General features: G+C 70.5%; 12 protein-coding genes. 5 read left to right on the top strand and 7 right to left on the bottom strand.

Annotated elements, in window-relative coordinates; genetic code table 11:
• Together ACZZZB_RS07240 and ACZZZB_RS07235 are read right to left on the bottom strand one after the other, a co-directional pair.
• Complete coding sequence (locus tag ACZZZB_RS07240) at positions 1–762, bottom strand: YqjF family protein (RefSeq protein ID WP_463529301.1); 762 nt, start codon at positions 760–762, stop codon at positions 1–3.
• A complete protein-coding gene (locus tag ACZZZB_RS07235) occupies positions 759–1,967 on the bottom strand; it encodes an FAD-dependent monooxygenase (RefSeq protein ID WP_274499262.1) in 1,209 nt (402 codons plus the stop codon). The genes ACZZZB_RS07240 and ACZZZB_RS07235 overlap by 4 nt, the downstream gene beginning before the upstream one ends.
• A 129-nt stretch (positions 1,968–2,096) precedes the next feature.
• Between ACZZZB_RS07235 and ACZZZB_RS07230 the strand changes: the two genes are divergently transcribed.
• The gene (locus tag ACZZZB_RS07230; protein ID WP_124768512.1) at positions 2,097–3,080 is read left to right on the top strand and encodes an alpha/beta fold hydrolase; all 984 of its coding nucleotides are present in this window, start codon (positions 2,097–2,099) and stop codon (positions 3,078–3,080) included.
• Between the two features lie 62 nt (positions 3,081–3,142).
• Here ACZZZB_RS07230 and ACZZZB_RS07225 read toward each other — a convergent pair whose 3' ends face one another.
• Both ACZZZB_RS07225 and ACZZZB_RS07220 read right to left on the bottom strand, forming a co-directional pair.
• Positions 3,143–4,606 (bottom strand): FAD-dependent monooxygenase, encoded by a 1,464-nt coding sequence (locus ACZZZB_RS07225; protein WP_463529300.1) that lies wholly within the window; start codon positions 4,604–4,606, stop codon positions 3,143–3,145.
• Positions 4,607–4,759: 153 nt separating this feature from the next.
• On the bottom strand, positions 4,760–5,353 hold the full coding sequence (locus tag ACZZZB_RS07220) for a class I SAM-dependent methyltransferase (protein WP_463529299.1): 594 nt from the start codon (positions 5,351–5,353) through the stop codon (positions 4,760–4,762).
• A gap of 109 nt (positions 5,354–5,462) precedes the next feature.
• Between ACZZZB_RS07220 and ACZZZB_RS07215 the strand changes: the two genes are divergently transcribed.
• Genes ACZZZB_RS07215 through ACZZZB_RS07205 form a run of 3 tightly spaced genes read left to right on the top strand, consistent with a single transcriptional unit; the run spans position 5,463 to position 7,322 of the window.
• Positions 5,463–5,840 (top strand): GntR family transcriptional regulator, encoded by a 378-nt coding sequence (locus ACZZZB_RS07215; RefSeq protein WP_138946205.1) that lies wholly within the window; start codon positions 5,463–5,465, stop codon positions 5,838–5,840.
• Positions 5,833–6,684: an ABC transporter ATP-binding protein gene (locus ACZZZB_RS07210; RefSeq protein WP_463529298.1), complete on the top strand. Its 852-nt coding sequence runs from the start codon at positions 5,833–5,835 to the stop codon at positions 6,682–6,684. Before ACZZZB_RS07215 ends, ACZZZB_RS07210 begins: the two co-directional genes overlap by 8 nt.
• Positions 6,681–7,322, top strand: coding sequence for an ABC-2 transporter permease (locus ACZZZB_RS07205; RefSeq protein ID WP_463529297.1), 642 nt, complete (start codon positions 6,681–6,683; stop codon positions 7,320–7,322). Before ACZZZB_RS07210 ends, ACZZZB_RS07205 begins: the two co-directional genes overlap by 4 nt.
• A gap of 11 nt (positions 7,323–7,333) precedes the next feature.
• Here the strand turns inward: ACZZZB_RS07205 and ACZZZB_RS07200 are convergent, their stop codons facing one another.
• From ACZZZB_RS07200 to ACZZZB_RS07190, 3 genes are all read right to left on the bottom strand, one after another.
• Positions 7,334–8,569 (bottom strand): MFS transporter, encoded by a 1,236-nt coding sequence (locus ACZZZB_RS07200; RefSeq protein WP_463529296.1) that lies wholly within the window; start codon positions 8,567–8,569, stop codon positions 7,334–7,336.
• Between the two features lie 155 nt (positions 8,570–8,724).
• Entirely contained in the window at positions 8,725–10,122 is a 1,398-nt protein-coding gene (locus ACZZZB_RS07195; RefSeq protein WP_463529295.1) for an alpha/beta fold hydrolase, read from the bottom strand.
• A 4-nt stretch (positions 10,123–10,126) separates the two neighbouring features.
• Positions 10,127–11,323 carry a DUF418 domain-containing protein gene (locus ACZZZB_RS07190; RefSeq protein WP_463529294.1) on the bottom strand — a complete coding sequence of 399 codons (1,197 nt, stop codon included), beginning with the start codon at positions 11,321–11,323 and terminating at the stop codon, positions 10,127–10,129.
• Between the two features lie 46 nt (positions 11,324–11,369).
• Between ACZZZB_RS07190 and ACZZZB_RS07185 the strand changes: the two genes are divergently transcribed.
• Positions 11,370–11,948 carry a TetR/AcrR family transcriptional regulator gene (locus ACZZZB_RS07185; RefSeq protein ID WP_463529293.1) on the top strand — a complete coding sequence of 193 codons (579 nt, stop codon included), beginning with the start codon at positions 11,370–11,372 and terminating at the stop codon, positions 11,946–11,948.
• Positions 11,949–11,987: the final 39 nt, after the last annotated feature.

The following is an 11,987-nucleotide window of genomic DNA, read 5'->3' as shown; positions in this document are numbered from 1 at the left end:
TCAGCGGGCGAGGAACGAGCCGATGCCGAATCGGGCGGTCACGCCGGGGCTGAAGAGCACCGAGTCGGGCTCGTGCTCGACGACACCCGGGAGGCCCGCCGCCGCGCAGAGCTCGTCGCGCAAGGAGGTGACGCGCGCCGGGTGGAGCACCCAGGGTTCGTGCTCGTTCGGCAACCACTGCGTCCGACCGAAGCGGCTCTGGAAGAGCCCCCACCGCGCCGTCAGGAACTGCGACAGTTCGTCGTCGACGGTCGTCGCGCGGTCGACATCGACGCCGAGCTGGAAGCCCGGACCTCGTGTCGTCGGCGACGTCGTGATCCGCCGCGACGCGTACTCCCAGCCGTCGTCCGTCGGTCGCTGCGCGGTCCGCGCCCACTGGTAGGGCAGGCCGAACATCGCGCGAGCCGCGAGGACCGCCGGCAGGCTGGACGCCTCCAGCGACCGGAACACGACGCCGCGACGCCCCTCGCTGTCGACCCCGTACAACCGGACGTTCACCTCCGTGAAGGAGCCGCCGACGGGCGACGGCGGCAGCGGACCGATGCGGGCGTCGCCCAACTGGAAGGCGATCAGCCCGACCCAGGTGGAACCGTCGAAGACGTCGGGGACCACCCCGCGCGGGAGCAGTGGCGCGACGGCGCTCGACGGGACGCGCCAGTGGACGAACGCCAGGTCCCGCCATTCCTGCGCGGCGACCACCGGGCCGGACAGTGCCGGTGCGGTCACGGAGATCGCAGCGGGCTTGCCGGTGGAGGTCGTCATGCCAGGTGCTCGTACTCGGGCAGGTCGATCTTGTCGGCCGGCGGGGAGAACAACTGCGCACCGACGAGTTTCGCCGGCTTCGACCCGGCCACGCGGAGTGCGGTGCGGAACGCCGCGACGCCGGCTTTCGAGGTCGGGTTGGCGAGCTGCGGCGTACCCGGCGGCAGCGACTGGGCCTGCTCCACGTACGGGCGCATGATGCGTTCGTACCCGCGGAAGGCGTCCCGGTGGTGCACGTGCGCTGCCAGCTCACCGGCCAGCACGTAGGCGCCGACGATCGACAGGCTCGTCCCCATGCCGCTGACGGGCGACGCGCACCAGGCCGCGTCACCGAGCAGTGCGACCCGTCCGGATGCCCAGCGGGGCGTCCTGACCTGGCCGATGGACTCGTAGTAGACGTCGTCGCTGTCGTCGAGATGCTCGAGGATCCGGTTCGCCTGCCAGGGGAGTCCGACGAACCGGTTCCTGAGATGCCGTCGCTGCGCGTCGAGGTCGCGGCGGGCGGGGACGACGCCGTCGCCGCGGTCGGACGTGACCTCCGTGAGGACGGCACGGGTGGTGCCGTGCCGGTCGGGTCGGAGCGTGACGCTGCGGCCGCCGACGCCCGAGTACCACTGCCACCACGGCACGTCGGCGTCGTCGCGCGGAATGGTGAGGTACGTCATCTCGAGTCCGAGGGACCGGGTCACCGCCTCGCCGGGGAAGGCCAGCTCACGCGTCGACGATCGGATGCCGTCCGCCGCGATCACGAGGTCGAACGCCTCATCCTCGCCATGTGCGAAGGACACGAGGACCCGTTCACCGTCGTCGTCGAGCCCGGTGATGTGGTCGCCGTACCGATAGCTGGTGGTGCCGTCCGTCGCCTCGATGAAGATGCGGGCCAGGTCACCACGGAGGATCTCGACCTCGGCGGTCGCGCCGTCGGTCTCGGAGTCCGACACCGGGAACTCGGCGATCGTCTCACCGGCGTCACCGACGAACCGGGTACCGCGCTCGCCGGTGGTCGCCTCGCGTGCCGCGTCCTCGAGGCCCGCGCGTCGCAGGACCTCGCGAGCAGCGCCCCGCACGTCGATGTTCTGGCCGCCGTCGCGGAACGCCGGCGCGCGCTCGACGACCGTCGTCTCCCAGCCGTAGCGGTTCAGCCAGAACGCCAGGCCGGGGCCGGCGATGCTGGCTCCGGAGATCAGGACGCGGGGAACGGTCATCGTGGTGCCACCTCTCAGGGAGCGTGGGATTGCCGCTCCGGTCGCCTCCATCATCGCGCTCGCCGATCCGAATCCCGCATGGTTGACAGCTCCGGCGGTGCAGGCGTCGCCCGCTTGTACGCTGGGGGCATGTCGAGGATCGAACGCAAGCGTCGCAAGCGGAGTGTGCGGGTCGATCGCGTGTACGACGGCGACGTCTACGTCCGGGTCAACTCCGTAGGGTCCAGCGGGGATCGCTCCTTCATCCTCATCCCCGGCATCGGTGTCTCGTCCACGTACTTCGAGCGCCTCGCGCCGCACCTCAACGAGTTCGGGCCGGTGCACGCGCTCGACCTCCCTGGCTTCGGCGGAGTGCCGCACCCCTCGTCGACGCTCACGATCCGCGAGTATGCGGACCTCGTCGGTCGGGTCATCGACGAACTCGATCTCAAGGACCCGATCATCGTCGGCCACTCGATGGGCAGTCAGGTGGTCAGCGACCTCGTCTCCCGTCGCCCCGAGTTGTCGACCCTCATCCTCATCGGGCCAGTCGTCGTGCCCGGTCAGCGGCGGGTGCTCACCCAGGCGGTCCGGTTCCTGCAGTCGAGTTGGCACGAACCGCTCACGGTGAAGGTGCTCGCCGTCAGCGCCTACGTCTTCTGCGGGTTCAAATGGTTCTCTCGGGTCCTGCCGGAGATGCTGACCTACCCGATCGAGGAGGCCCTGCCGAAGGTGCAGGCGCACACGCTCGTGATCCGCGGCGAGTACGACGCCGTCGCGCCGCGCGAGTGGGTGGAGCGGGTCGGCGAACTCCTGCCCTCCTCACGCCTCTGGGAGATCCCCGGCGCAGCGCACTCCGTCATGTACGCGCACGCCGAGGAGGTCGCGAAGCTCTGCGTCGACCACGCCAGGCGCACGGTGGCGGACGGCGACGACGACCGACTCCAGGTCTACCCCGAGGACTCGGACGGGAGCGACGACAAGGAACCGGAGGCTCCGCAGCCCGCGGCCATCATCCAGGCCGTCGGAGGTCGGATCGAGGAGACGATCGGGATCGTCACCGACGACGACGACCGCGTGGCCGAGGGGAAGTCGCAGGTGGCCGACGCGGTCGCCTCCATCGACCACGACTGAGCGCTCGCTGAGATGCGGCGGATCGTCGCTCAGCCTCGGGCCGGGCGACGAACCGCCTCACCTCACCGTGTCGGCTCGCCGAACCAGCGCCGGAGGGCCGGCTTGAGCGGCTCCCGCCCGTCGGCCAGCCAGACCACGTGACCATCCGGGCGCAGGAGGGCCGCCGTGGCCGCGAGCTCCGGGGTCGTGGTGGCGACCCGGTCGACGCGGTCCGCCCAGCAGGTGACGTTGTGGGTCCCGGTCTGGTCGAGCAGGAGTCCGCGACCCTCGTGGAGGAGGGTGAACAAGCGCCCGCCGTCGACCAGGGGGAGGTCGTGGAGCCGTCGACCGAGCAGCGACCCGTCGTCAGAGCCGTCGTCCACCGCTGCGCCGGGACCTCCGACGTCGTATCGGATGCCGGTGGACGCGATCCGCTCGCCCAGGAAGCGGGCCACGTCGTCGAACCGCATCAGCTCCGAGAACAGCCGACGCACCGCCTGAGGGCCGGGGTCGGGGGACAGGAGGACGCTCTGCGCTCGGGTGAGCGTGAGGACGTCGTCGGCGACCGGGCGGCGTTCCGTCGCGTAGGTGTCGAGGAGGTCGGCCGGTGCCCACCCGGCTAGCTCGGCGGCCAGCTTCCATCCGAGGTTGAACGCGTCCTGGACCCCGAGGTTGAGGCCCTGCCCGCCGAGGGGCGGGTGCACGTGGGCGGCGTCGCCGGCGATGAGCACCCGGCCGACCCGGTAGTGCTCGGCGAGTCTCGTCGCATCGGTGAAGCGCGACAGCCAGCGCGGGGAATGTGCGCCGAAGTCGGTCCCGGCGAAGCGCTCGAGCCGGGCCCGGAACTCCTCGATCGTGGGAGTCGCCAGGCGTTCGTCGGCGGGGGCGTCGGCGGGCGCCACCGCGCGGAAGAAGCCGTCGGACACCGGTCCGATGCCGAAGCCACGGTGCGTCTTCCGGACCTCCTCTGCGATGGCGGCGACCTCGTCGGCCGGGAGGGTGACCTGGATCTCCCCGAGGATCCACTCGGTCTGCGCGGGCTCGCCTGGGAAGCCGATGCCGAGGATCTTCCGGACGGTGCTCCGCCCGCCGTCGCATCCGACGAGCCACCGTGCCCGCAGGTGCTCACCGTCGTCCAGCTCGACGGTGACGCCGTCCTCGTCCTGTTCGAGGCCGACGAGTGCGCTCCCGCGACGCACGTCGGCGCCGAGCTCGACCGCGCGCTCGGTCAGCAGTCGATCGGTCACCGGCTGCGGGAGACCGAGGATGTAATCATGCGTGGTGTCGAGCGGCACGGGTCGCGGCGGGACGATGCCGGCGAAGTGACCGGTGGCGCCCGGGTACCGCGTGCCCTCGGCGAGGAACCGGTCGAGGATGCCGCGCTGGTCGAGGATCTCGATGCTCCGCGGGTGGAGGCCCAACGACCGCACGACAGGGCTCGGCTCGGCGTCCCGCTCGAGGACGAGGACGTCGGCGCCGTGGAGGCGGAGTTCGGCGGCCAGCATCATGCCGGTCGGGCCTCCACCGCTGATGATGACGTCGTGCATGAGGACCCCGTTCTCGTGGTCGGAGGCGACCCGGCCACCCATTCTGGAGGCCGGAGGGGGTCTTGCGGCAAGCCCCGGTGCCCGGCGTACTCTGGAACTGCGAGGAGACGCAGGCCCGCTGCGTCCAGCACCCCCCCGGCCCCACCCGAGGCGTCACATGCGGGTGGCGAGGATCGCCCCGTGCGGTCGCTGATCGAGGCTCGTCCTCGTATGCGTCTCGATGACCTCGAAGCCCGCTCGGCGCACGTGCTCGGCCAGCTCCGTGATCGGCCAGCGATAGGCCGTCACCACGGCATGGTCGAACGGCTCGACCGATGGCCCCTCGAAGCAGCCGATCAGGAGTTCGGCACCCGGCCGGAGCACGCGAGCGAACTCCGCGAGTGAGGTGTCGATCGTGTCGGGACGGTGGTGGATCAGCGAGTACCAGGCGAGGACGCCGCCCACCGAGCCGGTCTCCGCGTCGAGGGTGTCGAGGCTGCCGAGGTCGAACCGGGTCTCCGGGTGCTCGGCGCGGGCATGCGCGATGAACTCGGGGACCAGGTCGACGCCACGGATGTCGAGCCCGCGCGAGGCGAGGTACGCAGTCCAGTGCCCCGGGCCGCAGCCGGCGTCCAGCGCGGGACCGGCGATCCGGTCGGCCCAGGAGGTCACGAGCTGCCGGTCCGACGGGTGCACTGACGCCATCGTGCCCAGCAGTTTCGCGTACTCGGCGGACCGACGGGCGTAGGCGTCTCGGACGGTGCTCATGGCTCCACCGTAGCGAGCACGCGGCACGGTTCGACGATGGGGAAGGAAGGGCAGCCCTCGCGGTTTCGCACCCCAACTGTTATGGTGTTTATAAACAGATGGAGGTGCCATGGGCGTCGTGATCTCGAACAGTTCGGGAACACCGATCTACGAACAGATCGAGACCCAGTTGCGTGCGTCGATCCTCGCCGGGGAGATCCCCGTCGGGCAGACGCTCCCGTCCCTGCGGCAGTTCGCGGCAGATCTCCGGGTGAGCGTCATCACTGTCACCCGGGCCTACAACGATCTCGTCGCCGAGGGCCTGGTGCGGAGTGAGCACGGACGCGGGTTCGTCGTCCTCGATGTCGATCCCGAGACGGCGAGCACCCTCCTGCAGTCGCGAGTCGACGAGGTCATCCATGAGCTCGTCATCGCGGCTCGGCACGCGCGCCTCAGCAGGACCGACATCCAGACACGACTCGATCAGACTTGGAGTACCGATGACTGACAGCATCCTTCGCATCGACGGATTGCGCGTCCAGCGGCGATCATTCGCCGTCGACGACGTCTCCTTCGCGGTCGAACGCGGCACCGTCACGGGCCTCGTCGGACCCAACGGGGCTGGCAAGACCACCACCATCCGGGCACTGCTGGGCCTGCTGACCCCCGACGCCGGCGACATCGAGGTCCTCGGCCGGCCGGCCGGTTCCCCGGATGCGCTCGCACGCATCGGCGTCGTCCTCGATCAACCGACCGCGGCTCCGGAATGGCGGGTCGCATCGATCGGTCGACGACTCAGCCCGTTCTACCCGGCGTGGGATCAGCAACGCTTCGAAGCATTGCTCGATCGCCTCGGGGTGCCGCGCGAGCAGCGGGTCAGCGAGCTGTCCCGTGGCCAGGGTGTGAAGCTGTCGTTGTCGACCGCACTCGCGCAGCGGCCGGAACTCCTCATCCTCGATGAGCCGTCCAGCGGCCTCGACCCGGCCTCCCGTCGCGAGATCGGGGATCTGATCCGCGAGTTCATGGTCGACCCCGAGCACGCGGTGCTCTTCTCGACGCACATCACGACGGATCTCGACGAGCTCGCCGACGACCTGCTCGTCCTCGTGAACGGCCGGGTCGCCTATGACGGACGGTTCGCGGACACCGTCGACGAGTTCGCCATGGTGCGTGGCGCGGGAGCGCCGCCGACCGGCGAGGTGCTCGGGCTCGAGCGGCGCGGGGAACAGTGGTCCGCGCTCATCCGCACGACGCGGATGGCGGACTTCGGCCCGGAGACCGTGATCGACGCCGCCAGCGTCGACGACATCGTCATCCACTTGGCAGCAGCACACGGAAAGGCTTCCGCATGATCGGCTCATTCATCCGCTTCGACCTGACGTCCTGGCTGCCCCGGCGGCAGACGCTCCTCCTCCTCGGTTTCGTCGCCGTGATCGGGATCCTGCTCCCGGTGCCGGGGATGGCCCTCATGGGCGCGGCGATCGTCACCTCGCTCATGATCGCCGCGCCGTTCCTCGGGGATGAGCGCGGGCATCTCGACACCCTCTACGGCATCCTCCCCGTCTCGCGGTCGTCCGTCGTGGTGGGGCGGGCCGGTTCGATCGTCGTCTTCGCCCTCCTCGCTTCGGCGATCGCGTTCGCCGTGACCGTGCTCATGGCGAGTGTGCGCGGTGGTTCGCTCGATTGGGGCCTGCTGCTCGTGGTCCAGGCCGTCGCGATCGCCTTCGTCGGACTGTCGGCAAGTATCCAGTTGCCCGTCCTGTTCCGGATCGGGTACACCCGCGGCCGGCTGATCAGCTACGCCCCGGCGCTGGTCATCGCGGGCCTCGCCTGGCTCGCGCAGGCGATCGGTGTGCTGGACGGCGCGCAGGAGGCCGCAGTCGGTGTTCCCCTCCCGCTCGTGGTCGGCCTCGGGCTCACGCTCGGTGCCCTCGGGATCGTCGTCGGCGTCCTCGTCGCCGTGCCGCTGTACCGCAAGCGCGAACTCTGAGCGGCGCCGGATCACGCTCGCGGTGAGTCGTCCCCGGTGGACGACTCACCCGGCGTGAGCCTGGCGAGCGCCGCCGCGACGAGGACGATGACGGCTGCCGCCGCGCTGATGCCGACGACCGCGGTGGGTGCACCGGTCGCTTGGATGAGGACGCCGGCGATCGCACTGCCCGCTGCCGCACCGATGTTGTGTCCCGTGTTCACCCAGGTTGTCGCGGCGTTCTGCTGGTACCGCCCACCGGCTGCGTGCGCGGCGACGTAGGAGACGATCATGATCGGCGAGAAGAACAGGCCGGCGACCGCGAGGACGACGCTGACGGCGAGGAAGCCGGTCACCGCGGCGATGAGCGATGCCGAGACGAGGAGCGCCCCCGCGAGTGCGACCAGCTGGCGGACGGCCGACCCCGGGACCGAGAGCGCCCCGTAGAGCAGTCCGCCGAGGGCGCTCCCGCTGGCGAAGAGTCCGAGGGCGATGCCCGCGGCGGCCGCACCACCGTGTTCCGCGAGCACGACCGGTACGGCGACACTGATCGTGCCCGAGACCGCCCCGGCGACCAGCACCGGCAGAAGTATGGCGATGAAGCGGGCGTCGAGCAGGAGTGACCGCCCACGGTCCTGCCGAGGGACGCTGCGATCCTGCGGCGCCATGCTGCCGACGGTCGACGTGCTCACGAAGAGGAGTCCGCCGATGAGGACGAATCCGGCGGGCACGAGGAGTGCCGTCCCCGGGGCGATGACGGCGAGGGCCAACCCGGCCGCCGCGGGTCCCGCGAGGTAGAGGAGCTCCTCGATGACCGCATCCAGGCTGAGTGCCTTGCGCAGGAGTTCACCGTCGGGCGTGAGCCGACCCCAGGCGACACGCATCGTCGGGCCGAGAGGCGGAGCGAACGCGCCCGCCAGTCCTGCGAGCGTGATCAGCAGCGCTCCGGGAGCGGCGGTGAGCGACGCGACGGCCAGGGCCGCGATGGCGCCACCGAAGACGAGGATCAGGATGGCCAGGACGCGACGCGCGCCGTGGCGGTCGATGAACCAGGCCCGAAGCGGTGCGAGGAGGCTCGCCGTGGCGCCGTAAACGGCCACCGCGACACCCGCGAGGGCGATCGAATCCGTCGCCTCGGAGACCGCATAGAGCAGGGGAAGCAGCACCAGCGCGTACGCGGATCTGCCGACGAGAGCGGACCCGAAGGTCAGCGGGACATGGGGAAGTGCGAGCACGTCGAGATAACGCGCTGTCCGGATGGACGACATGGGAAGAACTCCAGTGAAACGGGCGCGCTCGACGGCGCGCGGGGTGATCAGGATCGGGACGACGAGCGTCGGGGACGACGCGCGGGCCGATCAATCACGAACTGGAGACATGTGGGGCAGCCTATCGGCAACGACGAGCGCCGTGCTGCCGTCCGCTACAGCGTCGTCAGGAACGCCCGGATGTCGTCCGCGAGGAGCTCGGGCTCCTCGTGCGGGGCGAAATGGCCGCCTCGGGGCATGGTCGTGAACCGTCGCACGTCGTAGCTCCGCTCGGCCCAGCTGCGCGGCGGGCTCGCCAGGTCGTGCGGGAAGAGCGCGACCGCGGTCGGCACCTCGACCCGGTCGACACGCGTCGTGATCCCGGTCGCGGACTCGTAGTACGGGCGGAGCGAGGTGCCGATCGCGTTCGTGAACCAGTAGACGGAGGCGAGTGTCGCGAGGTAGTCGTCGCTGAACCGGGACGACACGTCGCCGCCGCAATCGCTCCAGGCCCGATGCTTCTCGAGGATCCACGAGAGCAGGCCGACAGGGGAGTCGGACAGTGCGGGAGCGAGCGTGAGCGGACGCGTGTGGTGCTGATGCTCATACGCGCCCTCCTCGGCGTCCCAGGCCTCGACCCGGGCGAGATGCGCCTGCTCCTCCTCGGTGAGCGTCTCGGCGTCGACCTCGAGCGGCGCGGCGACCGCGAGGAGGTGGATGCCGGCGACCGCCTCGGGATGCGCCTGCGCGAGCCGAGAGGTGATCCCGGCCCCGAGGTCGCCTCCATGGGCGGCGTACCGGGCGAAGCCGAGGTGATCGTGCATCAGCGTGTGCCACAGCTCGTGCGTCTGGTCGCCGAAGGTCGGCCGTTGCGGCGAGAACGGCAGTCCGGGCAGCGCGGGCACGATGACGGTGACGGCGCTCGCCGGGTCTCCGCCGAAGTGGGACGGCGTCGCGAGGCGCCTGGCCAGCTCGACGAGTTCGAGCGCGGTGCTCGGCCAGCCGTTCGTGAGGACGATCGGGATCCCGCCTGGAGCCTCGGCGTCGAACCGGAGGTAGGCGATGGTGGCTCCATCGATCTCCGCCCGGTGCCACGGCAGGGCGTTGATCTCCCGCTGCTGTGCCGCCCAGTCGAAGTCGTCCGCCCAGTAGGTGACGAGTCGCCGCAGCTCGTCCTGGTCGGTGCCGGCTTCCCAACCGGCGGTCGGCCACCGGTCAGGCCAGCGGGTGTCGTGGAGTCTGCGGCGGAGGTCGGCGAGGTCGTCGTCGCTGACCTCCATGACGGTCCGGCCCGCTGGCGACCGGGTCACCTGGTAGCGGCGTTCGATGCCCGCGGTCGCGCGGCCCCACTCGCTGGACGCGACGCGGGCCTGGTGTGCTGCGAACGACTCGTCGCCCTCGAAGACCTCGGCGACGTCCCAGACGAGCGGGTCGTCCGTCGGCGTCACCTCGAATGACACGCACCCCGGTTCGGCGCGGGTGAGTGCGACATGCTCCGGCAGATGGGTCTCGACGATCGCCACGTCGGTCGGTGTTGCGCAGATCAACTGGCCGGTCAGGTGCACGGTGGTCATGGTCTCACCGTAGCGAGGGTCGGCCCTCCGGCTGCTTCGTCCCGAGCTCCGCACCGCGTTTCCAGAGCCACTCGACGGGGCCGAGCGCGAATCGCCGGAGCCAGAGGTGGGCGAAGCCGGTCACGAGCGCGGCGATGACGACGAACGCGGCGACGGTGACCGCGACACGCCAGGGAGCGGTGAGTTCGGCGAGGCCGAGACCCCAGCCGTAGAAGATCGCGCCACCGAGGAGGTTCTGGAGCAGGTAGGCGCTCAAGGCGACCTTGCCGAGTTCGCTGAGGCGTGAGGCGATCCAGCCGTCGGTGCCGAAGCGACGACAGAGCTCGACGGTGGCGCCGAGGATCCCGAGCGCCACGAGGGGTGCGGCCAGGTAGCGTTCGGCGAGGAGCCCCGCCGTACCTCCCCAGATCCCGAGGGCGAGGTCGACCGGCAGTGCGCACGCCCCGATGATCATCAGGCGGCGTCGGAGTCGACCACCGGTCTCACCGAAGACCCCGGCGTGGAAGAGGTGTGCGCCGGCGAGGAACATCGCGAGCGTGAGGAATCCGATCAGCGCGGGCTCCGCGCGGAAGACCCCCATGTTGTCGAGCCGGAAGGCCGCCAGGCCGAGGAACGATTCAGTGACGTAGGGGCTCGGTCCGGCGGGGAGCGGGAGGTCGCCCGACACCGCCGGCGTCGTGGCGATGAACGCGACGATCGCACTGATGAGGAGGACGTGCAGCGCGCCGAAGACGGCGATCATGGCGCGCTGGGCGCGGTGCCTGGTGAGCAGGAGCCACGCGACGATGGCGCCGGTGACCGCATAGCCCATGAGGACGTCGAACTCCGCGATGAGGACGTAGTTCACGGCACCGTCGATGAGGAGCAGGGTGGCGCGCCACAGGTACCGGCCCGGCCAGCGTTGCTCGCGTCGGCGTGCGGTGGCGTGCTGGATCGCGAGTCCCGCGCCGAACATCAGGGTCAGGAGGGCGAGGAACTTGCCCTGCGTGAGCGCCATGAGGGCGAGCTGGATCGTGCCCGCGGCGGGGCCGGTCTCCGGCGTCACCGGCACCGAGAGCATCCCGAGCAGGCCCCAGGGGTGCGAGAACACCCAGATGTTCGTGCCGAGCGTGCCGAGGATCGCGAGTCCGCGGACCACGTCGAGTGCGGCGATGCGTCGGGAGGTCGGCGGTGATGGCGGCAATACGCTCGTATTGGTCATGTGAAGACCGTACCCTGTCGAGTGGGCGATGGCGAAAGCGGAGGCGATGACCGAGCAGGACACGAACAGGGGTCGGATCCTCGATGCACTGCTGCGGATCATGGCGTCGCGCGGTGCCGATGCGCTGACCATCCGCACGGTCGCGAGCGAAGCCGGTGTCTCCGTCGGCGCGGTCCAGCATCACTTCCCGACGAAGGACCGACTGGTCGTCGCGGCGATGACCGAGGTCAACGAGCGGTTCCGTCGGCGCGTGGCAGCGCGGCTCGAGGCGGTGACGTCCGAGGAGGAGCGACTTCGGATCTTCTGTCGTGAGATCGCCTGTGTCGAGGGTGACGACCTGACCGACGGGATCGTCTGGGTCGCCTTCGCCGCCCGGGCGAGCACGGAGACCGAGGTGCGCGCGATCCACGCCGCTGACTGGGCCCGCACCGAGGAAGTCCTCCTGCGGCTGCTCGTCGCCGCGTTCCCTGATGACGGCCTGGCCGCGGACGATGCGGCGCTCCTGCTCGCGGTGCTCGACGGCATCGCGGTCGCGCGAGCAGCGGAGCAGTCGGACCGGATGACGCCGGAGCGCGCCGAACGGCTGATCGACGCGACGCTGCGGGGACTGCGCCGAGCGGACTGAGCCTCGCCGGTCCGGCTCAGTCGACTTCGAGCTCGACAA

This window comes from Plantibacter sp. AC185 (assembly GCF_979258065.1).
The sequence above is the reverse complement of the archived record's forward strand: the minus strand, read 5'-3'. Positions and strand labels throughout refer to the sequence as shown.